Raw genomic sequence first — 20,348 nt, 5'->3', positions numbered from 1 at the left:
AGGGCATGGAGTCCGTGCTCGACCTGCTGCGGCACCTGGTCACCTCGCCCCTGGTGTACCTGCTGCTGTTCGGGCTCACCGCGGCCGACGCGGTCTTCCCCGTGGTGCCCGGCGAGGTGGCGGTGATCACCGCGGCGGTGCTCGGCATGGGCGGTGAGCCGAACCTGGTCGCGGTGGTCGCCTCGGCCGCGCTCGGTGCCGTCGCTGGGGATCACGTCTCCTACGCCATCGGGCGCGGTGGCGGCGCGCGCCGGCTGACCCGCCTGCCCGAGCAGAGCCGACGGCGGGCCAGCTCGGAGTGGGCGCGGCGGGCGGTCTGCCGGCACGGCGGTCTGATCCTCACCAGCGCCCGGTACCTGCCGGGCGGCCGGACGGCCGTCACGCTGACCATGGGCGCGCTGCGCTACCCGCTCCGGTGGTTCCTGCCCTACGACGCGGTCGCGGGGCTGAGCTGGGCGCTCTACTGCGTCCTGCTGGGCTACTTCGGCGGGCTGGCCTTCCAGGAGGACCCGCTCCGGGCCGTACTGGCCGGGCTGGGCCTGTCGGTGGTGGTCACGCTGCTGATCGAGGTGGTCCGCCGGGTCCGGCACCGGGTGGCGGCGGGCCGGTGAGCTGCCCGGCCGGGAAAAGGCCGGTCCTCACCCGTCGGCGTCGTGGACCAGGATCGCCAACTGCACGCGGTTCGTCACCCCGACCTTCGCCATCGCCCGGCTCACGTGCGCCTTCACCGTGGCCTCGCTCATCGTCAGCCGCCGGGCGATCTGGGCGTTGGCAAGCCCGCGCGCCACCCCCCGCACGATCTCCCGCTCCCGGGCCGTCAGCGGTCCGAGCCGCCGCCGGGCGGCTTCCCGCCGGGCCGGTCCCCGCTCCGCGAAGGAGTCGATCAGCCGCCGGGTCACGGTGGGGGCGAGCATCGCGTTGCCGCCCGCCGCCGCCCGCACCGCGGCGGCCAGATCCCGGCGGAGACGAGTACGGCGAGCAGGAGCGGCGCCTACCGTCGCAGTTGCCCCCGCACCTCTGCGGCGCGGAACGTCACGGCGCGAGCCTAGACCCGGCCCGGCCGGTCGGCCTGCCGCCGGCCGGCGAGGGGGGACACCTCCGGGTGGCCGTGCCGGCGGCCTCCGGGTGAGCCCGGAGGCCGGCTCAGGGCCGAAAGACTACTTAGGTAGCGGGCGCGCGGTGACCATCGGCCGATGGCCGGCGGCGGCTCCGCGACCAGCATCGAGATCATGGATTCCGCGCTCGACCTGCTGCACCAGACCATGTCCTCGCCCTGGGTCTACCTGGCGATCTTCGCGATCGCGGTGGTGGACGGCTTCTTCCCGGCGGTACCCAGCGAGACCGCGGTCATCACCGCGGGGGTGTTCGCAGCCGGCGGGCGACCCGAACTGTGGGCGGTGATCGCGGTGGCGGCGGCCGGCGCGCTGGTCGGCGACCACGTCTCGTACACGGTCGGCCGGCACGGGGGTGGACGGCTGCTCGCCCGGCTGCCCCGGCAGGGGCGGGGGCGCACGGCGTTCGCGTGGGCCGCCCGGGGCATCGCCGTACGCGGCGGCCTGATCCTCACCGTGGCGCGCTACATCCCGGGTGGTCGGACTGCCGTGACGATGACGATGGGGGCCACCCGCTATTCGCGGCGACGGTTCCTCGCGTTCGACGCGCTCGCCGCCGGCACCTGGGGCGTCTACTCCGCACTGGTCGGTTACCTCGGCGGGCTCGCCTTCGAACGGGACCCGGTCCGGGGGCTGCTGCTGGGTCTCGGCCTGGCGGTGACGGTCACCGGGGTCGTCGAGACGGTGCGCTGGACCCGCGCCCGCCGGGTCCGGCCGCCGGTCGCGGCCCGCCGGTGAGCTCCGCTTTCAGCAGCCGTCAAGGAGGGCCCTTCCCTACCCCGAGGGCGGGCGCCAGGTGGTGCCCGCCAGGAGCTGGCCGGCGCCCAGCCAGGCGACGTTCATCATCCGCGTGGCGGTCTTCTCCGGGTCGGCCTCGGGGTGGTCGGCCAGCCAGTCGGCGAGCGACTCGGTCGCCCCCACCAGGGCGTACGCGACGACCTCCAGCTCGGTCTCGGGCACCTCACGCCCCTCGGCGCGCAGCGCGTGGCCGAGCATCCCGGCGACGACCTCGACCATCCGGCCGCGCATAGCGGCCAGTTCCCCGGCGAAGGGCTGCTCCCCGCGGGCCTGCCGGTAGAGCACCGCCCAGCCGTCCCGGTGCGCGCCGACGAACCCGAAGAAGGCGCGCAGGCCGTGCCAGAGCCGTTCGTCGGCCGGCAGGTCGGGCGCGGCGGCACCGGCGATGGCCTGCATCATCCGGGTGCCCTCGCGGTGCAGGCAGGCGACGAAGAGCTCCTCCTTGGTGCCCAGGTACGCGTACACCATGGGCTTGGAGATGCCCGCGTCGTCGGCGATCTCATCCATGCTCGCCGCGTGGTAGCCCCGCCGGGAGAAGACCTTGACGGCCGCGTCGAGCATCTGTTGCTCGCGGACGGCCCGGGGCAGGCGCTTGAAGGGCGGGGAGCTGGACACCCTTGCGAGCATACCTACTCGTGCGTAGGGTTACGCACGAGTAGCCAATACCCGGAAGGTGCCAACGCATGACTGACTTCGACCCGGCCAACTTCGCCAACGTCGGCCCCAAGGAGTTCGCGCAGCTGGTCAAGTCCACCCCCGACGCCAAGATCGCCGAGGTGATGGCCGGCGACCTGCGCGGCAAGATCCTCGGCGAGGTCTTCGGCCGGATGCCGCAGCTGTTCCGCGCCGACCGGGCCGGCTCGACCAACGCGGTCATCCACTGGAACATCACCGGCCGCCCGGACGGCGGCACCGACACCTACGAGGTGGTCATCGCCGACGGCACCTGCACGGTCAACGAGACCCCGCAGCACGACCCGAAGCTGAGCCTCACCATGGGTCCGGTCGAGTTCCTCAAGACCGTCTCCGGCGGCGCCAACCCGGTCATGATGTTCATGACCGGCAAGCTGAAGGCCAAGGGCGACCTCGGCCTGGCCGCCAACATCGCGAACCTCTTCGACATCCCCAAGGCCTGAGATGCCCGAGTTCTCGCTCGACCTGACCGAGGAACAGCGGGATCTCCGCGACTGGGTGCACGGCTTCGCAGCCGAGGTCGTGCGCCCGGCCGCGGCCGAGTGGGACGCGCGGGAGGAGACGCCCTGGCCGATCATCCAGGAGGCGGCCAAGGTCGGGCTCTACGGGTTCGAGTTCCTCGCGACCTGCTGGGCCGACCCCACCGGCCTGTCCCTGCCGATCGCCAGCGAGGAGCTCTTCTGGGGTGACGCCGGCATCGGCCTGAGCATCTTCGGCACCTCGCTCGCCGTCGCCGCCATCTACGGCGCCGGCACCCCCGACCAGCTCGTCGAGTGGGTGCCGCAGTGCTTCGGCGACATCGACGCCCCCGCCGTCGCGGCGTTCTGCACCACCGAGCCCGAGGCCGGCTCGGACGTCGGCGCGATGCGCACCCGCGCGGTCTACGACGAGGCCGCCGACGAGTGGGTGCTCAACGGGCAGAAGGCGTACGCCACCAACGGCGGCATCGCCGGCGTGCACGTGGTCACCGCCTCGGTCGACCCCGAGCTGGGGTCGCGGGGGCAGGCCGCGTTCGTCGTACCGCCGGGCACCGCCGGGCTCAGCGCGACCCGCAAGCTGCGCAAGCTGGGCCTGCGCGCGTCGCACACCGCCGACGTCTTCCTCGACGGGGTACGCGTGCCCGGGCGCTGCCTCCTCGGCGGCAAGGACGCGCTGGACGAGCGGCTGGCGCGCGCCCGCTCCGGGCAACGGGTCTCCGGGCAGGCTGCGATGCGGACCTTCGAGCTGTCCCGGCCCACCGTGGGCGCGCAGGCGCTCGGCGTGGCCCGGGCCGCCTACGAGTACGCCCTGGACTACGCGAAGGAGCGGGTCCAGTTCGGCCGGCCGATCATCGAGAACCAGGCGGTGGCGTTCGCGCTCGCCGACATGAAGATGGAGATCGACGCCGCACGGCTGCTGGTCTGGCGGGCCTCCTGGATGGGGCGCAACAACCGGCCGTTCGCCGCCGGCGAAGGCTCGATGTCGAAGCTCAAGGCCGGCGAGGTCGCCGTCGCGGTCACCGACAAGGCGGTGCAGCTGCTCGGCGGTGCCGGCTTCCTGCGCGACCACCCGGTCGAACGCTGGTACCGGGACGCCAAGATCTACACCATCTTCGAGGGCACCTCGGAGATCCAACGGCTCGTCATCTCCCGGGCCATCTCCGGGATGCAGATCCGCTGACCGGCACGCCTGAAGAAGCACGCTGAGGGCCTGCGTCGAAGTCCTCGGCCGAGCCGAGGCGGAGGCGGCGATCCGGCAAGGCGGGGATTCGTCCGCATACAACACCGGTATCCGGACGAATCCCCGACGCCGCCGGTCGTCGTCTGGGCCCGCCGCAGGCCGGCCAGGGGCTTCGACACAGGCCCTACGGCCCCCGGCAACCGGGAGCCCTTCGCGTACCGCCGAAGGAGGCCCACCCCCATGGACCTGCCGTTCGTCGTCACCACCCTCACCCGGCGCGGGCTGCTCACCCCCGGCCGTCCGGTCCGCGTCGCGGCCCAGCTCAACGCGCTGCGGCGGTGGGGTTTCAGTCTCGCCGGGGAGCTGCGCCAAGCCGCCGCCCGGGACCCCGGCCGCACCGCCGTCATCGACGAACAGGGCAACCACCTGACGTACGCCGAGCTGCTCGGCCGCGCCGAGGCGCTGGCCCGGGCGCTGCGGGCCACGCACCGGCTGCAGGCCGGGGACCGGATCGGGGTGCTCTGCCGCAACCACCACGGCCTGATCGAGACGATCGTCGCGGCGACCGTGCTGGGCGTCGACGCCGTGCTGGTCAACACCGGCCTGTCCGCCACCCAGCTCGCCACCGTCGCCGACGAGCAGCGGCTGCGGGTGCTCGTCCACGACGACGAGTTCGCCGAACGGCTGCTCGGCCTCCCCGACGAGCTGCCCCGCGTCGACGAGCGCAGCCGCGAGGACCTCGTCGCCAACGCCCTGCCCGGGGAACTCGCCCCACCGGAACGCGACGGACGGATCATCGTGCTCACCTCGGGAACCACCGGGGCGCCGAAGGGCGCCCGGCGGCCCACCCCGCACGGCTTCGGCCCGCTGGTCGCCATCATCGACCGGATCCCGCTGCACGTCCGGGACCGGGTGCTGATCGCCGCCCCGATCTTCCACACCTGGGGCTTCGCCGCACTCCAGATCTGCTTCGCCCTCCGCGCCACCGTGGTGCTGCACCGGCGCTTCGACCCGGCCGCCACGCTCGCCGCCGTCGTGGCGCACCGGTGCGACGCGCTGTTCGCCGTACCCGTGATGGTGCAACGGTTGATGGAGGTGCCGCCGCCCGAGCCACGGCCCGGGCTGAAGGCGGTCGCGCTCAGCGGGTCGGCGCTGCCCGGCGGCCTCGCCACCGCCTTCATGGACACCTACGGCGACGTCCTCTACAACCTGTACGGCTCCACCGAGGTCTCCTGGGCCTCGATCGCCGGCCCGAAGGAGCTGCGCGCCGCACCGACCACCGCGGGGCGGCCGCCGCACGGCACCCGGGTGGCCGTCCTCGACGAGACCGGCGCGCCGGTGCCGCGCGGGCAGGTCGGGCGGATCTTCGTCGGCAACGAGATGCTCTTCGAGGGTTACACCTCCGGCGCCGACCGGGAACGCCGCGACGGCCTGGTCAACACCGGCGACCTGGGCCGACTCGACGCCGACGGCCTGCTGTTCGTCGACGGTCGCGCCGACGACATGATCGTCTCCGGTGGGGAGAACGTGTTCCCGTCCGAGGTTGAGCACCTCCTCGGCCAACTCCCCCAGGTACGGGAGGCGGCCGTGATCGGCGTGCCGGACGAGGAGTACGGCCAGCGGCTCGCCGCCTTCCTCGCCCCGCACCCCGGCGAGACGCTGGACCCGGAGGCGGTCCGCGAGTACGTCCGGCGCTACCTCGCCCGGTTCTCCGTGCCGCGCGACGTGGTGCTCGTGAAGTATCTGCCCCGCAACGCGACCGGCAAGGTGCTCACCCGGGAACTGCGCCGGTACTACGACTGACGGTCAGGGGTAGAGCGTCAGCTCCGGTGCCCGGCCGACCGCGGTCATCTGATCGCCGGTCAGCAGCGGCTCCTTGGCGGTGACCGTCGTGACGACCTCGTCGCCGGCCGGTTTGATCCGGCCGTTCTGGGTCATCACCGACACCAGCGTGCCGTCCGGCCGGAACACCGACACCGACTGCTGGATCAACCCGTCGCCGAGTGGCATGCGACTGAAGACCGAGATCGTCCCGTCCGGGTGGACCACCCGGTCACAGTTGCGGGAGTCGGGCGCGAACTCGCAGGTCGCCTCGTCGGCGGCCGGTCGTGGGGCGACCCGCACCGTGAACCAGCCGGACTCGTCGCCGCGGCGCAGCTCACCGACCGCCGCGTACTCCCGGTAGCTCGGGTGGAACTGGAACTGCGGGCCGCTGCACCCCGGCTGCACCGACTCGACGCCGACGTCGGCGGGCAACCGGACCGCGAGCAGGTCGCGGAGCGCGGCCGTCAACCGGGCGACGGCCTCCGCCGTCGGCTCCGTCGGGCGGGGCCGAACCGTGTCGTGCGACTGCAACGGCGGCTGCGGCCCGCTGGGCTTCGGCGTCACCGAGTCGCAGAGCGGCGCGGCGGCGGACGTGGTCGGAAGCGGTCCGGCGGTGGTCGGGCCGGGCGTGCCGGTCGACCCGGCCACCAGCGCCGGCACCACCAGCACGGCCGCCACCACGCCGGCCACCCCGGTGCCGGTCGCCGTCCACCACCGGTGCCGCCGGCGCCGCACGTCGGCCTCGATCAGGGCGTCCAGGTCCACCCGGGTGGGCGGCGGGTCGGCGACCGCCACGCGCATCCGCCGGGACAGGTCATCCACGGTTGTTCGCCTCCTCGGCTGCGACCGGCCCGAGACGGTCCCGCAGGGTCTCGATCGCCCGGGCGGTCTGGCTCTTCACGGTGCCGGCGGTGCAGCCCAGCTCGCGGGCGGTCTCCTCGACCGACAGGTCGCAGAAGTACCGCAGCACGAGCACCGCGCGACGGCGCGGCGGCAGCTCGCCCAGCAGCGCGAGGAGGGTCAGCCGGTCCGTGACGCCGTCGCTGCCCGAGCCGACCATCGCGTCCGGCACGTCGGCCCAGGATGCCTCGCGCCGCCACGGGCGGCGCCGCTCGTCCAGCCAGACCCGCAGCAGGGTACGCCGCAGCCACGCATCCGGGCTGTCCATGCCGGACACGCGCCGCCAGTGCCGCAGCAGCTTGACCAGCGCCGCAGACGCAAGATCGTCGGCGGTGTGCCAGTCACCGCAGAGCAGATACGCGGTGCGGCGCAGCGGCTCCAGCCGCGCACCGACGTACTCGCGGTATCCCTCGATGTCGACGGGCAACCCCGCCACCTCCTCGCCTCACGACTCAAACGGAGGCGAGCGGGTGGCAGGTTGCCTGGCCCGGCGCATCTTTTCCGAGGCGGCCACCGCCCCGCGCGGGACGCACGCTCTCCGCGACGTCCGTCCCTCGGCCGCGGTCGACGCCGGGACGCGCTCCGACCCCGGCTGGGATGGCCCCGACCCACGGGTCGGGCCGCCAGCAGCCGCGTCAGCCGGGAACGGCGATCCGGCCGTCGGTGAGCGCCCGGCCGCGTCAGCCGGGAACGGCGATCCGGCCGTCGACCGCGGCGGCGGCGATGTCGGTGCGGTGGTGCGAACCGGGCAGGTCGATGTCGCGTACCAGGTCGTAGGCGGCGTTGCGGGCGGCGGCGAGGTCGGGGCCGGTGGCCGTACCGCAGAGGACCCGGCCCCCGGCGGAGAGCAACGCGCCGTCGGCGGCCCGGCGGGCGGTGCCCGCGTGGATGACGCCCGGCTGCTCCGCCCCGTTGATCACGTCGCCGGTACGCGGCTTCGCCGGGTAGCCCTCGGCGGCGACCACGACGGTGACGGCCGCGCCGTCGCGCCAGCGCAGCGGCGGATGCTCGGCCAGCGTGCCGGTGGCGGCGGCGTGCAGCAGCCCGGCGAGCGGCGTCTCGAGCAACGCCAGGACGACCTGCGTCTCCGGGTCGCCGAAGCGGGCGTTGAACTCGATCACCCGGGGGCCGGCGGCGGTGAGGGCCAGACCCACGTAGAGCAGCCCGGAGAACGGGGTGCCACGACGGCGCATCTCCGCCAGCGTCGGGTGGACCACGTCCCGCATCACCTCGTCGACCAGGCCCGGTGGGGCCCACGGCAGCGGCGCATACGCGCCCATGCCGCCGGTGTTCGGGCCGGTGTCGCCGTCGCCGACGCGCTTGAAGTCCTGAGCGGGCAGCAGCGGGACGGCGGCCTCGCCGTCGGTGACCACGAAGAGGGAGACCTCGGGGCCGGCGAGGTACTCCTCGATCACGACCTGACCGCACTCCCGCGCGTGCTGCTCGGCCTTCGTCCGGTCGTCGGTGACCACGACGCCCTTGCCGGCGGCGAGACCGTCGTTTTTGACCACGTACGGCGGGCCGAAGTCGGCGAGCGCCTCCTGAACCGTCCGCGGGTCGGTGCAGGTGTACGCGCGGGCGGTCGGCACCCCGGCCGCGGTCATCACCTCCTTGGCGAACGCCTTGGAGCCCTCCAGCCGGGCGGCCTCGGCGGACGGGCCGAAGACGGGGATGCCCTTGGCGCGTACAGCGTCGGCCACCCCGGCGACCAGCGGCGCCTCCGGCCCGATCACGACCAGGTCCGCCCCGACCTCCACCGCCAACGCCGCGACGGCCGCCGGGTCGACCGGGTCGACACTCCGGATCTCGGCCAGCCCCGCGATCCCCGGATTTCCCGGGGCGGCGACCAACGCCGTGACACCCGGATCCGCGTTGAGCCCGAGCGCGAGGGCATGCTCCCGCCCGCCTGCACCAAGAAGAAGAACCCGCACGGAGGGATCCTACCGACCCCCACCCGCAGCCCCGTTGATCAAGAAGTTTTCGTCCCGATCCAGCCGCGGGGCACACCAAAACCTCTTGATCAACGGGGTTACCAGCGAGCGCGGAGGGCGTTCTTGACGGTCTCCGGGATGTAGTCGGGGCGTAGCGTGTCGGACCAGGTGAAGCGGAGCACCCGCCAGCCCGCGTTGATCAGCCGGTTCTGGCGCATCCGGTCGTCGAACACCGCCGCCGGGTTGCTGTGCGGATCCCGCCCGTCGGCCTCAGCGATGACCCGGCCCGCACGCCATCCGAGGTCGCCGACACCGAGCAGGTAGCCGTCGTCGTCGCGCACCTCGAGTTGCAGCACGTCGGGCGGCACGCCGCCGTCCACGCAGCGGAGCCTCGTACGAGTCTCCAACGGCGACTGGGCCCGGCCGTCCGTCTCGGTGAGGTGCTTCCGGGCGGCCACGGCACCCCGCCGCCCGATCAGCAGACTCGCGACGACGGCCAGATCGGCCTCCGCGACGAGCTGGCGATTCAGCGCCGAGTCGAGCACACACACAGCGGCGTAACGGTCCACCCGGAGGATCACGTCGGCGAGCGTCCGCACCGGAGTCGTCACCGGGAGACCCGCCATGTCCCGCACATCCCCCGGCTCGATCGTCAGCTGGTGCACGGCGACGTCCGGATCGCTGAGCCGCTGCGGCCGCGGCCGGTCGGGAGGCACCGAGACGTGGATCATCGACGCTGGTCGAAGGCCGGCGATGCGGTGCAGCTCCGCCGCCGTGTCGAGCACCGCGCACGCCCCCGGGCCCAGACTCGTGACCGCCGCCCGAATCCGTGCCCGCCGCAGCGCGATCGAGCCCACCTCCGGCGTCGGCAGGAAACAGCCCCGCCCGACGCGGACCCAGCGGCGGGAGCGGCACAGGCTACGAATCTGCTCCCGGCTGAAGCCCGCCGCCAGTGCCTGCCCGGCGGTTACGACACCGTCCTGCCTGGCGGCCACCCGGAGCACTCGATCGAGATCACCCACCCCCCGACCGTCGCGAAGCTTGACCGCACCGCGCCACCCCTGTGGACAACCCTGTGGACAACCCCTTCCACCCCAAACCCGCCCCCGGCGTCGATCAAGAAGTTTCCGTCACTTCCGGGCCAGAACCATGGCCAAAACTTCTTGATCAACGCGGACGGGGCGGGGTGGGGTGGGGGTGGGGGTGGGGGTGGGGGTGGGGGTGGGGGTGGGGGTGGGGGTGGGGGTGGGGGTGGGGGTGGGGGTGGGGGTGGGGGTGGGGGTGGGGGTGGGGGTGGGCGGGGTTAGTAGTGCGTGCGCCTTGGTGGCGCGACCCTGAGCGGGTGAAAATCGGGCTAGGGCCGTCCGGCTGACGTCGTATCCTCTTGGCGCTGTTCGAGCCCGTGGGTTAGTAGGACGCTGGGGATCTGATCGACAGGCACCCGGAACTGTTGCTTCGAGCACGCGTATCAGACTCTTCGCCCTGTGAGGTCCCCGCCGGCGGTTCGTTGCCCGGTGTGGGAAGGAGGGCGGCGGCGATGGATGTGGTCCACGAACGCTGCGTGAGGTTCCCCCGATAGCGTGGAGGCCAGACCTAAGGGGATAGATGGTCATGGCTGAGAAGAGGAGACGGTTCGACCGGGAGTTCCGCGAGGGCGCCGTGCGGATCGTCCGGGAGACGGGCAAGCCGATCGCACAGGTGGCCCGGGACCTGGGGATCAACGACGGCACCCTTGCCAATTGGGTGGCGCAGGACCGGCGGGCCCGTGGTGAGGGCGCCGCCGGTGGGTTGGATGAAGACGAGCGCGCGGAGCTTGTCCGGTTGCGGCGGGAGAACGCCGAGTTGGCGATGGAGCGCGACGACGCCCCTATGGTTGTCAAGTCGCCGGGTTCGGTGTTGTCGCTGGTGGCAGGGCTGCGGTGATGAGGGGGAAGACCTCGCGGGCGACGTAGCGTTTCAGGCAGCGGATGATCTCCTTCGTTGATTTGCCCTCGTGTGCCCGTTTGGTGGCGTAGTCGCGGGTGCGTGGGTCGCGGCCGAGTCGGGTCAGGACGATGGTGTAGAGGGCGCTGTTGGCGCGCCGGTCGCCGCCGCGGTTGAGGCGGTGGCGGCGGGTCTTGCCCGACGACGCCTCGATGGGGTTGACGCCGCAGAGGGCGGCGAACGCGGCCTGGTTGGTCAGCCGGTCGGGGTTGTCGCCGGCGGTGATGAGCAGCGCCGCGGCGGTGTCCGGGCCGACGCCGTACTGGTCGAGCAGCTGCGGCGCGCAGGCGGCGACGGCGCTGCTCATCTGCTGTTGCAGGGCGCGGGTCTCGTCGGTGAGGGCGAGGACGCGGCGGGCCAGGCTGCGCAGGACGGTGGTGGTCGCCGCGTGGGTGCTGTGTTCGGTGGTGCCGGGCAGGGTCGCGCATGCGCGGATCAGCGCGACGCGGCCGAGGCCGTCGAGTGACTCGCGTAGCGTCGGGTCGGCGCGCACCAGCACGGCCTTGAGTTGGTTGATGGCCTGGGTGCGGGCCTTGACCGCCGAGTCCTTGGCGATCTTGAACATGCGGATCATCTCGACGGCGCCGTCGCCGCTTTTAGCCAGGCCGGTGGCCTGACCGGACAGCACTGCTCGGGCGGCGTTCTCCGCGTCGATCGCGTCGGTCTTGCCGCGCCGGCGTCGTGTGGCGCGGTCGGGCCGGTTGACCTCGATGACCTGCACGCCGTTGCGGTGCAGGTGCCGGGTCAGGGCGGTGCCGTGCGAGCTGGTGCCCTCCACGCCGGCGCGCAGCAGTCGGCCGTGCTCGCTGGCCCAGGCCAGCAGGTCGGTGTATCCGGCGGTGGTGGTGGGGAACGCGCGGGTGCTCAGCAGGGCGCCCAGCACGGTGATCACCGCGGCGACGTGCGTGTCGTTGTGGGTGTCCACGCCCAGGATGATCTCCTCATCCACGGCGGTGGCATCGGTCGAGGTGACGGTGGACAAACCGGGGATTCCTTCGGTGCGGGGTCAAGGCGGTGACGTCGACCGGACGCGGTGGTCAGGACTGTGACGGTGCCCATCGGCGAGGCCCCTATCGGGACACAGCCACGCCCGGCCGGGTCGGTGCCACCCGCAGCGAGGTCGACGGGTCATCACGAAGGCACCCGCAGGGCCAGTCTCAAGCTGAGTCAAACCCCGCCGCCGGGCGGCACCCGTCCATCCTCACAGTGCTCAAGCGATCTGTGGTCCTGTGGGTCAAGGAGGCGACGAAGTGAGCGTTGCGGCGTTCGTCGCCTCCCAGAGGACCGAGCACGGCGTGCCGCACGCGGTGACCTGCCGCGCCCTGGGGCTGTCGCAGTCGTGGTTCTACAAGTGGCGCGATCGTCCATTGACCGCCCGCCGGCAGCGGCAGGCCGACCTGGACGGGGCGATCCGGGCCAGCTTCGACGCCTCCGGCGGCACCTACGGCTCCCCGCGGGTCACCCTGGACCTGCGGGCGGCCGGCTGGCGGGTCGGGGAGAACACCGTCGCCGCGCGGATGGCCGCCCTCGGCCTGGCCGGCCGCACCCCGCGCCGGCGGCGCAGCCTCACCAAGCAGGGCAAACGGCCGGCCGCGCCGGACCGGGTCCGGCGGCAGTTCACCGCCGTCGCACCGAACCTGCTGTGGTGCGGCGACCTGACCGAGATCACCACCGATGAGGGCAAGCTCTACCTGTCCACCGTGATCGACCTGTACTCCCGCCGGCTGCTCGGCTACGCCATGAGCGCCCACCACGACGCGGACCTGACCACCGCGTCGCTGTCCATGGCCGCCGCGACCCGCGGCGGCACCATCGACGGGGTGATCTTCCACAGCGACCGCGGCAGTGAGTACACCGCCGCCGACTACGCCACCGCCTGCCGCCGGCTGGGCATCCTGCAGTCCATGGGCCGGGTCGGCTGCGCCCTGGACAACGCCGCGGCCGAGGCGTTCAACTCCACCATCAAGGTCGAATACATCCACCGGCACCGGTTCCGCACCCGCGCCGAAGCCCGTATCAAGATCGCCACCTGGATCGTCGACTTCTACAACGCCCGTAGACGTCACAGCGCCTGCGACGGCATGTCACCGATCGACTACGAGCGACTCATGGCCCAGGCTCGAGGAGCCGAAGCCGCATAACGGAGTCCTCCACGATTCCGGGGGATTGACAAGTCCGCCCGGGCGATGCTGGAAGCACTGATCGCCGGAGAACGCGACCCGCACGTGTTGGCCGAGTTGGCATTGGGCAGCATGCGCGGCAAACGCCCCCTGCTGAGCGAGGCGTTGACCGGCCGGTTCACCACCCACCACGCGTTCCTGACCCGCGCCATGCTCGACCGCATCGACGCCTGCGTGGCGATGGAGCAACGGCTCAGCACGCAGATCGACCAGCAGGTGCGGCCCTTTCGCCGCCAACTCAACCTGATCGCCACCATCCCCGGCGCCAGCGGCCGAGCCGCCGAGGTGATCCTCGCCGAGATCGGCGCCGACCCGACCCGATTCCCCACCGCGGCCGACCTGGCCTCATGGGCCGGAATGTGCCCCGGCAACAACCAGTCCGGAGCCACCAACAAACCCGGCCGCACCCGCCACGGCGACCCCTGGCTCAAGGCCGTCCTCGGGCAGGTCGCCGTGTCCGCTGCCCGCACCAAAGGCACCTACCTGTCCGCCCGCTACCGGCGCATCGCCAGCAGACGCGGAAAGAAACGCGCCCTCGTCGCCGTCGGACACTCCGTCCTGACCGCCGCCTGGATCATGCTCAGCCGCGACATCACCTACCACGATCTCGGCGCCGAACACTTCACCGAACGACTCAACCCACATGCCAAGGCCCGGCAAACCCGACGACTAATCGAACAGCTCCACCAACTCGGCTGTCACGTCACGGTTCACCCAGCACAACCAGCCTGACCCGATCACCACAACCGCCCGATTCTCGTATCAGGGAGGAGGGGGTGGCGGATTACGTTTTCTTCTCGGCCGGGGCCTACGCCCACCACGGAGACCTGGGTGCCGCAGAGTTCTTCGATCCTCGCGACGTAGCGGCGCGCGGCGTCCGGGAGCTCGGACTCCGTCCTGGCCTTGGTGATGTCCTCCCACCAGCCGTCCAGCTCCTCGTAGACCGGGGTGGCGTGGTGGAAGTCGGTCTGCGTCATCGGCATGTCGTCGACCCGGCGACCGTTGATCTCGTACCCGACGCAGATCGGCACCTTCGGCAGGCCGGTCAGCACGTCAAGCTTCGTGATCACCAGGTCGGTGACGCCGTTGAGGCGGCAGGCGTACCGGGCGACCACCGCGTCGAACCAGCCGCACCGGCGCTCCCGGCCGGTGGTCGTGCCGTACTCGTGGCCGATCTTGCGCAGGTGCTGGCCGGCGTCGTCGAAAAGCTCGGTCGGGAACGGCCCGGAGCCGACCCGGGTGGTGTACGCCTTGCTCACCGCGATCACCTTGGTGATCGCGGTCGGCGGGACACCCGCCCCGACGCACGCACCGCCGGCCGTCGGGTTCGACGAGGTCACGAACGGGTAGGTGCCGTGGTCCATGTCGAGCATGGTCGCCTGGGCGCCCTCGAGCAGCACGGTCTCGCCGCGGTCCAGCGCGTCCCAGAGCATCGCCCGGGTCTCCGCGATGTACGGCTTGAGCCGCTCGGCGTACCCCAGGTACTCCTCGACGGTGGCCTCGACGTCGATCGCCTTGCGGTTGTAGACCTTGAACAGGATCTGGTTCTTCTCGCGCAGCGCGAGTTCCAGCTTCTTGCGGAGGATCCCCGGGTCGAGCAGGTCCTGCACCCGGATGCCCATGCGGGCGACCTTGTCGCCGTACGCCGGGCCGATGCCGCGGCCGGTGGTGCCGATCCGGGACGAGCCGAGGTAGCGCTCGACCACCCGGTCCAGCGCCCGGTGGTGCGGCATGATCAGGTGCGCGTCGCCGGAGATCCGCAGCCGGGAGACGTCCACGCCACGCTCGGCGAGGCCGTCGATTTCGGTGAGCAGCACCTTCGGATCGACCACCACACCGTTGCCGATGACGATCTTCGCGCTGGGCGAGAGGGCCCCCGACGGCATGAGGTGCAGCGCGTACTTCTGCCCGTCCGGCGTGATGACCGTGTGGCCGGCGTTGTTGCCGCCGGAGTAGCGCACGACGTAGTCGACCCGCCCACCCAGCAGGTCGGTAACCTTGCCCTTGCCCTCGTCGCCCCACTGGGCACCGAGGAGCACGATCGCTGGCATCTTCTCAGCCTCCAGAAGGCTCGGGTGCCAGGTGGCGACCGGTCAGCGAGCCCGGGGTGTCAGGCTAACAAGTAGTGACGGCGCGGCCGGCAGGGGTTCGCGCCGAGAGGCAGGAGGCTGCGACCCGTGTACGACGTGGTGCTGCTCACGCTGGGCTCGGAGCGGGACGCTCCGGCGGCCTGCGGCAGCGGCGACTCCTGCTGTGGTGGCGCGGGCGAGACCGCCGACGGCCCGGCGGCCGACCGCTGCGACACCCCCCGCGTACCGGTGCTGGCCTGCGCCGATGCGCTCACCGCCCGCGGCGCACGGGTCGAGACGGTCACCGCCCACTCGGACGCGGAGATCGACGAGGTGCTGGCCCGCCTCGACGGCCCGCCCCGGCCGGACGGCCTCAGCTGGCCCGACCCCGACTCCAAGACCCGGCTCGTCGTCGCCACGGCCAGTGACGCACAGTTGCGCGCCGTCCTACGCCGGCTGGTCCGGCGGTACGCCCCACCGCCGAGCCGCCGCCCGGCGGACCTGGCGGCCAACCGGACCGTGCCGGACCTGCCGCCGGTCGGCGTACTGCCGCTCGACCCGGCCCGGGGCGGCCCGCACCGGGACCTGGCGGCGCAGCTCGGGCTGCCCCGCGAGCCGGCGGCGGTGGCGGCCGCGGTGCTGGACGGCGCCCCGCGCCGGCTGGACCTGCTGCGCAACGACGGCGGCTCGGTGACGCTGGACGGCGCGCTGCTCGGCGCGGCCGACGAGCAGGGCCGACCGCTGCACTGGCGGGGCCGCGTCGAGGTGGACGACACGATCCTCTCCGACGGCGGCGAGCCGCTGCTGGCGTGCGCGATCGGCAACGCCGGCGGGTACGCCCACCTCGACGACGTGGCGCTGCTCGCCGCCCCGGATCCGGCCGACGGCCGGGTCGAGGTCGCGGTGGCCGTCCCGGTGGTGACCCGGTCCCGCTGGGGCCGCAGGCGGGTACGCCTCGAGGTCCGCCGTGCCCGTGGCCGGGCGGTGGCCGTGGTGCCACGCGAGGGGACGGTCCCGTTCCTCGACGACGGCGCGGAGGGCGAGCTGAAGCGCAAGCGGTCCTGGTGGATCGAGCCGGGCGCCTGGGCGGTCTGGACGTCCTGACGGCCGCCCCGGCGACCCGACCCGGCCGCAGCGGGGGCCTATCCTCGGCAGGAGGAATGGGGAGGAACCGTGGTGGACGAGAACACCGACCGGTCGTACGCGTCCGGCGAGCAGCCGGTGCCGGAGCGGGACATCGAACCACTGTGGCCGGCGGCCCAGGTCGAGCCGCCGTCCTGGTCGCCCGCGCCGCCGCAGGGCATTCCCGGTCAGCCGGCACCGGCCGACCACCCGGCGCTGAGCGGCGGCGTGCCCGTCCCGGGCGGCTGGGCGATGATCGGCCCGCCCGGAGCCGCCCGTGCCTGGGCACCCGACCCGAACGCCGACCCGGCCGGCCCGGCGCAGGCCGCGACCGGCACGCCCGTCCCGGGGTACGGGGAACCCGATCCGGCGTACGGCGCGCCGGGCCCGGTGCCGGGCGGCGCGAGTGCGGTGCCCGGCTGGGGCCCGAGCGGGCACACGTCCGGCTGGGCCCCCGGCGCCGGCCAGGTCCAGTGGGCTCCGCCCACGTCGGTGCCTCCACCGCCTCCCGTTCCGGGCCAGGCCGGGGCCGCGGGTCCGAACGACACCGGCCGGACCCTCCCGGCGGCCGGCCCCGGCCTGCCCGCACCAGCCGCCTCCGTCGAGGACGGCGGCGCCGGCCCGGCCGGCGGTGCCGTGCCGGCGCCCCGGCCCGGGCAGACCACCGGCGTCGACCTCGATCAGCCGTTCAGCCTCGATCCGACCGGTCCGGCGTCGGGTGCCCCGGGCCGGGGCGAGCAGCCCGGCGCCGGCGGGCCGGGCACGGTGACTGCCGACGCGGCCGACGGCTCACCGGACGTCGACGGCTCGGCCGGGTCGGACGGCGGGTCGACCGGGTCGACCGGGTCGGACGGCGGCGCGGCGGGCCGGCCGGCGGCCGAGTCGCCCTGGGCGCAGCCCCCGCAGCGGCCCGCGCCCGCCGACACCGACACCGACACCGCCGAGACCGGCACGGCCGAGACCGGGCCGCCGCTCCCGCCGGCCGCTCCGGCCTGGGCCGCGCCGACAGAGGCCGTTCCCGCGGCGCCGGGCGCCGCCGAGACGCCGGCCGTACCTCCGCCCCCCGGTCCGTTCCCACCCCAGCCCGGCTGGTACCCGCCGGCCTGGCAGCAGGGCGCGGTGGCACAGCCCGGCCACTACCCGGCACCGGAGGACGCGCCGCCGGCCCAGCACCCGCCGGCGCCGGCCGCGTACCCGCAGGCGGGCTGGAGCCCCGAGGCCGGTGCCCCACCGACCGCGGAGGACTTCGCCCGGCGCCGGCAGGTGCGCCCGGCCGACCCGGTGGCCACCATGGGCGTACGGGCGGTGGCCAACAGGATGGGTCTGCGCCTGCCGCCCGGCCGGCACGAGCAGGAGCTGCGGCGGGACATCGAGATGGTCCGCCGCAACTTCGGCGGGCTGCGGCAGGTGACCGTGGTCAACCCGAAGGGCGGCGCCGGCAAGACCGTCGCCATCCTGCTGCTCGCGATGACCTTCGGCCAGAAGCGCGGCGGCTACGTGCTGGCCTGGGACAACAACGAGACGCAGGGCACCCTGGGCATGCGCGCCCAGCAGGACTTCCACGCCCGCACGGTGCGGGACCTGCTGCGCGACCTGGGCCAGTTCCACGGCTCCCACGGGCGGGTCGGCGACCTGTCCCAGTACGTCCGGTCGCAGGGCGAGGGGATGTTCGACGTGCTCGCGTCGGACGAGTCGGCCACCGGCGGCGAGATGCTCACCGCCGCGGCGTTCGCGGAGATCCGCGAGGTGGTCAGCCGCTTCTACAAGCTGATCTTCGTGGATACCGGGAACAACGTCCGGGCCCAGAACTGGCAGGCCGCGATGGACGCCACCGACCAGTTGGTGGTCACCATGTCGGCCCGGAACGACTCGGCCGAGACGGCCGCACGGATGCTCGACCACCTGGAGCAGAGCGGCCGGCAGCGGCTCGTCCGGCAGGCGGTGAGCGTGGTCTCGATGCCACCGTCACGCAAGGAGATCGACCTGCCGGCGATCCAGGAGCACTTCTCGGCGCGGACGCGGGCGGTGCTGCTGGCCCCGTACGAGCGGCTCATCGACACCGGCGAGCCGATCCGCTACGGGGCCCTCTCCGCGGCCACCCGGGACGCCTGGCTCAAGATCGCCGCAGCGGTCGCCGAGGGCCTCTGACCCGCGCCGGCGCCGGGCGGGTCAGTTGCTCGCCAGCGCGTCCGCCGCGGCCGGGTCGCAGTCGCGCAGGAACTGGGCGCAGCGGGCCGCCTCGTCGGCCTCGCCGATGGCGTCGGCCGCCCGGGACAGCAGGTAGAGGCAGCGCAGGAAGCCCCGGTTCGGCTCGTGCGACCACGGCACCGGACCGTGCCCCTTCCAGCCGCTGCGGCGCAGCTGGTCGAGGCCCCGGTGGTAGCCGGTGCGGGCGTACGCGTACGCCGCGACGACCTGACCCTCCGCCAACGCGCGGGCCGCCAGCGCGGCCCAGGCCGCGCTGAACGTCGGGAAGCCTGCCGCCACCTCGGCGAAGGCCTCGTCGCCGCCGGTCTTCTCGGCGGCGCCAAGGGCAGCTTCCGCCTCGTCGTTCGCGGGCAGGAGGGTGGCGGGTGGCTCCGGCAACAGGTTCTGCATCGCCCCATTCAACCCGCTTCCGAGCACCACATGCGAGGGGGTTGGCCGACCCGGTTGGCTGAACGGGTGAGGAGTTGGTCACGCTCGCGGCCCATGCCGGTCCGGGATCTTTTCCACTACAACTATTGGTCCGGAGCCTCCCCAGGAGCCGGTCCCGCAGGAGCCCGGTGGCGAGCCACCGGGCTCCTGCCCGTTACGAGCTTGCCCCGCCGGGGCAGGATGATCCGGTGCCGACCCCACCTCCCGCGGACGTCATCGAGCCGCACACCTGCACCGACGAGGTCGAGACCCGGACGGAGTTCGACCGGCGGCTGGCCACCGGCAGCCTGGCCGGGCTGACCGTGCAGGGGCTCCGGCTCGACCTCGATCCCCCGGACCTCACCGCCGTGACCGTCGCCGGCACGCTCTTCGTCGGCTGCCGGTTCGCCTCCCGCGACGTCGGGGCCGACCTCGTCCGGCGCGGTGCGAACGTGGTGCCGCCCTTCTCCGGGCTGCCGTACCCGACGCAACCGTCGCACCTCTACACCCCGGAGGACCTCGCCGCCGGGTTCGCCGAGGACGGCTTCGCCGGCATGTACGACACCCGGGTCTACGCGCACTTCCGCGCGCACGGCGGGGCGCTGCCGGACGTCCGGGAGGCGCTCGGCCAGCGGCTGCACGACCACGGGGTGGACAACGCCCTCGCCGATGCCACCCGGGCGTGGCTCGCCACGCACGGCCCCCAGTCCGTGGTCGGCATCATGGGCGGGCACGCGGTGCCGCGCGGAAGCACGCCGTACCGGATGGCGGCCGTGCTGGGCCGCGAGCTGGCCCGCGCCGACCGCCTGGTGGTCACCGGCGGTGGACCCGGGGTGATGGAGGCGGCGAACCTCGGCGCGTACCTCGCCCTGCGGCCGGACGGTGACCTGGACGCGGCGATCGGCCTGCTGGCGGAGGCACCCGACTTCACCGACCACGACCGCTACACCGCGGCCGCGCTGCGCGTCCGGGAGCGGTTCGGGCCGTCGCTGCCGCCGCCCGGCTCCGGGGAGCCGGCCGACCGGTCGCGGGCCGACTCGGCCATCCTCGCCACCGGGGAGCTGGACTGGGCGCGCAGCGGCGGGCTCGCCATCCCGACCTGGCTGTACGGGCACGAGCCGGCGAATCTCTTCGCGGGCCGGATCGCGAAGTACTTCTCCAACGCCATCCGCGAGGACACCATCCTGCGGCTGGCCCGTGGCGGGATCGTGTTCGCGCCGGGCCGGGCGGGCACCGTCCAGGAGGTGTTCCAGGCGGCGACGAAGACCTACTACGGCACCGACGGCGCGAGCGGGGCGTACGTGTTCCTCGACCGCGCGTACTGGACCCGGGAGCTGGCGGTGGAGTCACTGCTGAAGCCGCTGCTGGCCGCCTCGCCGTTCGGTGACCTCTCGTCGACCGTGCCCTGACCGACGATGTGCACGAGGCGGTGCGCCTGCTCACCGGAGCCTGAACGGCCGG

Annotated in this window: 19 protein-coding genes and 1 pseudogene; 11 read left to right on the top strand and 9 right to left on the bottom strand. The window is 73.4% G+C overall.

The window, feature by feature from the left end; genetic code table 11:
* Positions 1-5 precede the first annotated feature (5 nt).
* Positions 6-611: a DedA family protein gene (locus tag EV376_RS06035; protein WP_130321149.1), complete on the top strand. Its 606-nt coding sequence runs from the start codon at positions 6-8 to the stop codon at positions 609-611.
* Between the two features lie 27 nt (positions 612-638).
* Here the strand turns inward: EV376_RS06035 and EV376_RS06030 are convergent, their stop codons facing one another.
* Positions 639-941 carry a helix-turn-helix domain-containing protein gene (locus EV376_RS06030; RefSeq protein ID WP_486482529.1) on the bottom strand — a complete coding sequence of 101 codons (303 nt, stop codon included), beginning with the start codon at positions 939-941 and terminating at the stop codon, positions 639-641.
* A 288-nt stretch (positions 942-1,229) separates the two neighbouring features.
* Between EV376_RS06030 and EV376_RS06025 the strand changes: the two genes are divergently transcribed.
* Positions 1,230-1,850: a VTT domain-containing protein gene (locus tag EV376_RS06025; RefSeq protein ID WP_130328536.1), complete on the top strand. Its 621-nt coding sequence runs from the start codon at positions 1,230-1,232 to the stop codon at positions 1,848-1,850.
* Between the two features lie 36 nt (positions 1,851-1,886).
* On the opposite strand, the gene EV376_RS06020 is transcribed toward EV376_RS06025, so the two are convergent.
* Positions 1,887-2,525: a TetR/AcrR family transcriptional regulator gene (locus tag EV376_RS06020; protein WP_207228059.1), complete on the bottom strand. Its 639-nt coding sequence runs from the start codon at positions 2,523-2,525 to the stop codon at positions 1,887-1,889.
* A gap of 68 nt (positions 2,526-2,593) precedes the next feature.
* Here EV376_RS06020 and EV376_RS06015 point away from each other — a divergent pair, with 68 nt between their 5' ends.
* From EV376_RS06015 to EV376_RS06005, 3 genes are all read left to right on the top strand, one after another.
* Complete coding sequence (locus EV376_RS06015; RefSeq protein WP_130321147.1) at positions 2,594-3,046, top strand: SCP2 sterol-binding domain-containing protein; 453 nt, start codon at positions 2,594-2,596, stop codon at positions 3,044-3,046.
* 1 nt (position 3,047) lies between these two features.
* Complete coding sequence (locus EV376_RS06010; RefSeq protein WP_130321146.1) at positions 3,048-4,262, top strand: acyl-CoA dehydrogenase family protein; 1,215 nt, start codon at positions 3,048-3,050, stop codon at positions 4,260-4,262.
* A 240-nt stretch (positions 4,263-4,502) separates the two neighbouring features.
* Complete coding sequence (locus EV376_RS06005) at positions 4,503-6,065, top strand: AMP-binding protein (protein ID WP_130321145.1); 1,563 nt, start codon at positions 4,503-4,505, stop codon at positions 6,063-6,065.
* 3 nt (positions 6,066-6,068) lie between these two features.
* On the opposite strand, the gene EV376_RS06000 is transcribed toward EV376_RS06005, so the two are convergent.
* The 4 genes from EV376_RS06000 to EV376_RS05985 form a co-directional block, all read right to left on the bottom strand.
* Complete coding sequence (locus EV376_RS06000) at positions 6,069-6,908, bottom strand: hypothetical protein (RefSeq protein ID WP_130321144.1); 840 nt, start codon at positions 6,906-6,908, stop codon at positions 6,069-6,071.
* On the bottom strand, positions 6,901-7,422 hold the full coding sequence (locus tag EV376_RS05995; protein ID WP_486482528.1) for a SigE family RNA polymerase sigma factor: 522 nt from the start codon (positions 7,420-7,422) through the stop codon (positions 6,901-6,903). The genes EV376_RS06000 and EV376_RS05995 overlap by 8 nt, the downstream gene beginning before the upstream one ends.
* A 244-nt stretch (positions 7,423-7,666) precedes the next feature.
* Positions 7,667-8,917: a phosphoribosylamine--glycine ligase gene (gene purD / locus EV376_RS05990; protein ID WP_130321142.1), complete on the bottom strand. Its 1,251-nt coding sequence runs from the start codon at positions 8,915-8,917 to the stop codon at positions 7,667-7,669.
* A 98-nt stretch (positions 8,918-9,015) separates the two neighbouring features.
* Positions 9,016-9,939: a type IV toxin-antitoxin system AbiEi family antitoxin domain-containing protein gene (locus tag EV376_RS05985; protein ID WP_130321141.1), complete on the bottom strand. Its 924-nt coding sequence runs from the start codon at positions 9,937-9,939 to the stop codon at positions 9,016-9,018.
* 589 nt (positions 9,940-10,528) lie between these two features.
* Here EV376_RS05985 and EV376_RS05980 point away from each other — a divergent pair.
* Positions 10,529-10,840, top strand: coding sequence for a transposase (locus EV376_RS05980; RefSeq protein WP_165437959.1), 312 nt, complete (start codon positions 10,529-10,531; stop codon positions 10,838-10,840).
* Here the strand turns inward: EV376_RS05980 and EV376_RS05975 are convergent.
* Positions 10,794-11,882, bottom strand: coding sequence for an IS110 family RNA-guided transposase (locus EV376_RS05975; protein WP_130321139.1), 1,089 nt, complete (start codon positions 11,880-11,882; stop codon positions 10,794-10,796). The two genes, EV376_RS05980 and EV376_RS05975, sit on opposite strands and share 47 nt — an antisense overlap.
* 268 nt (positions 11,883-12,150) lie before the next feature.
* On the opposite strand from EV376_RS05975, the gene EV376_RS05970 reads away from it, so the two are divergent.
* The gene (locus EV376_RS05970; RefSeq protein WP_130321138.1) at positions 12,151-13,041 is read left to right on the top strand and encodes an IS3 family transposase; all 891 of its coding nucleotides are present in this window, start codon (positions 12,151-12,153) and stop codon (positions 13,039-13,041) included.
* 45 nt (positions 13,042-13,086) lie between these two features.
* Entirely contained in the window at positions 13,087-13,812 is a 726-nt protein-coding gene (locus EV376_RS05965; RefSeq protein ID WP_207228057.1) for a transposase, read from the top strand.
* A gap of 5 nt (positions 13,813-13,817) precedes the next feature.
* Here the strand turns inward: EV376_RS05965 and EV376_RS05960 are convergent, their stop codons facing one another.
* Positions 13,818-15,131: an adenylosuccinate synthase gene (locus EV376_RS05960; RefSeq protein ID WP_130321137.1), complete on the bottom strand. Its 1,314-nt coding sequence runs from the start codon at positions 15,129-15,131 to the stop codon at positions 13,818-13,820.
* A 126-nt stretch (positions 15,132-15,257) separates the two neighbouring features.
* Between EV376_RS05960 and EV376_RS05955 the strand changes: the two genes are divergently transcribed.
* Together EV376_RS05955 and EV376_RS05950 are read left to right on the top strand one after the other, a co-directional pair.
* Entirely contained in the window at positions 15,258-16,253 is a 996-nt protein-coding gene (locus EV376_RS05955) for a hypothetical protein (protein ID WP_130321136.1), read from the top strand.
* 69 nt (positions 16,254-16,322) lie between these two features.
* Positions 16,323-18,419: a chromosome partitioning protein gene (locus EV376_RS05950; RefSeq protein WP_130321135.1), complete on the top strand. Its 2,097-nt coding sequence runs from the start codon at positions 16,323-16,325 to the stop codon at positions 18,417-18,419.
* Between the two features lie 21 nt (positions 18,420-18,440).
* Here the strand turns inward: EV376_RS05950 and EV376_RS05945 are convergent, their stop codons facing one another.
* The gene (locus tag EV376_RS05945; RefSeq protein WP_130321134.1) at positions 18,441-18,869 is read right to left on the bottom strand and encodes a DUF3151 domain-containing protein; all 429 of its coding nucleotides are present in this window, start codon (positions 18,867-18,869) and stop codon (positions 18,441-18,443) included.
* Between the two features lie 227 nt (positions 18,870-19,096).
* Here EV376_RS05945 and EV376_RS05940 point away from each other — a divergent pair.
* Positions 19,097-20,340: pseudogene (locus tag EV376_RS05940) on the top strand (LOG family protein).
* Positions 20,341-20,348: the final 8 nt, after the last annotated feature.

The sequence above is a fragment of the Micromonospora sp. CNZ295 genome, from assembly GCF_004217535.1.
The sequence above is the reverse complement of the archived record's forward strand: the minus strand, read 5'-3'. Positions and strand labels throughout refer to the sequence as shown.

Coding starts and splice junctions, on each gene's coding strand:
- EV376_RS06035 (WP_130321149.1), top strand. CDS start 6: ATGGAGTCCGTGCTCGACCTGCTGCGGCACCTGGTCACCTCGCCCCTG.
- EV376_RS06025 (WP_130328536.1), top strand. CDS start 1,230: ATGGATTCCGCGCTCGACCTGCTGCACCAGACCATGTCCTCGCCCTGG.
- EV376_RS05965 (WP_207228057.1), top strand. CDS start 13,087: ATGCTGGAAGCACTGATCGCCGGAGAACGCGACCCGCACGTGTTGGCC.
- EV376_RS05945 (WP_130321134.1), bottom strand. CDS start 18,869: ATGCAGAACCTGTTGCCGGAGCCACCCGCCACCCTCCTGCCCGCGAAC.
- EV376_RS06005 (WP_130321145.1), top strand. CDS start 4,503: ATGGACCTGCCGTTCGTCGTCACCACCCTCACCCGGCGCGGGCTGCTC.
- EV376_RS06010 (WP_130321146.1), top strand. CDS start 3,048: ATGCCCGAGTTCTCGCTCGACCTGACCGAGGAACAGCGGGATCTCCGC.
- EV376_RS05980 (WP_165437959.1), top strand. CDS start 10,529: ATGGCTGAGAAGAGGAGACGGTTCGACCGGGAGTTCCGCGAGGGCGCC.
- EV376_RS05960 (WP_130321137.1), bottom strand. CDS start 15,131: ATGCCAGCGATCGTGCTCCTCGGTGCCCAGTGGGGCGACGAGGGCAAG.
- EV376_RS06015 (WP_130321147.1), top strand. CDS start 2,594: ATGACTGACTTCGACCCGGCCAACTTCGCCAACGTCGGCCCCAAGGAG.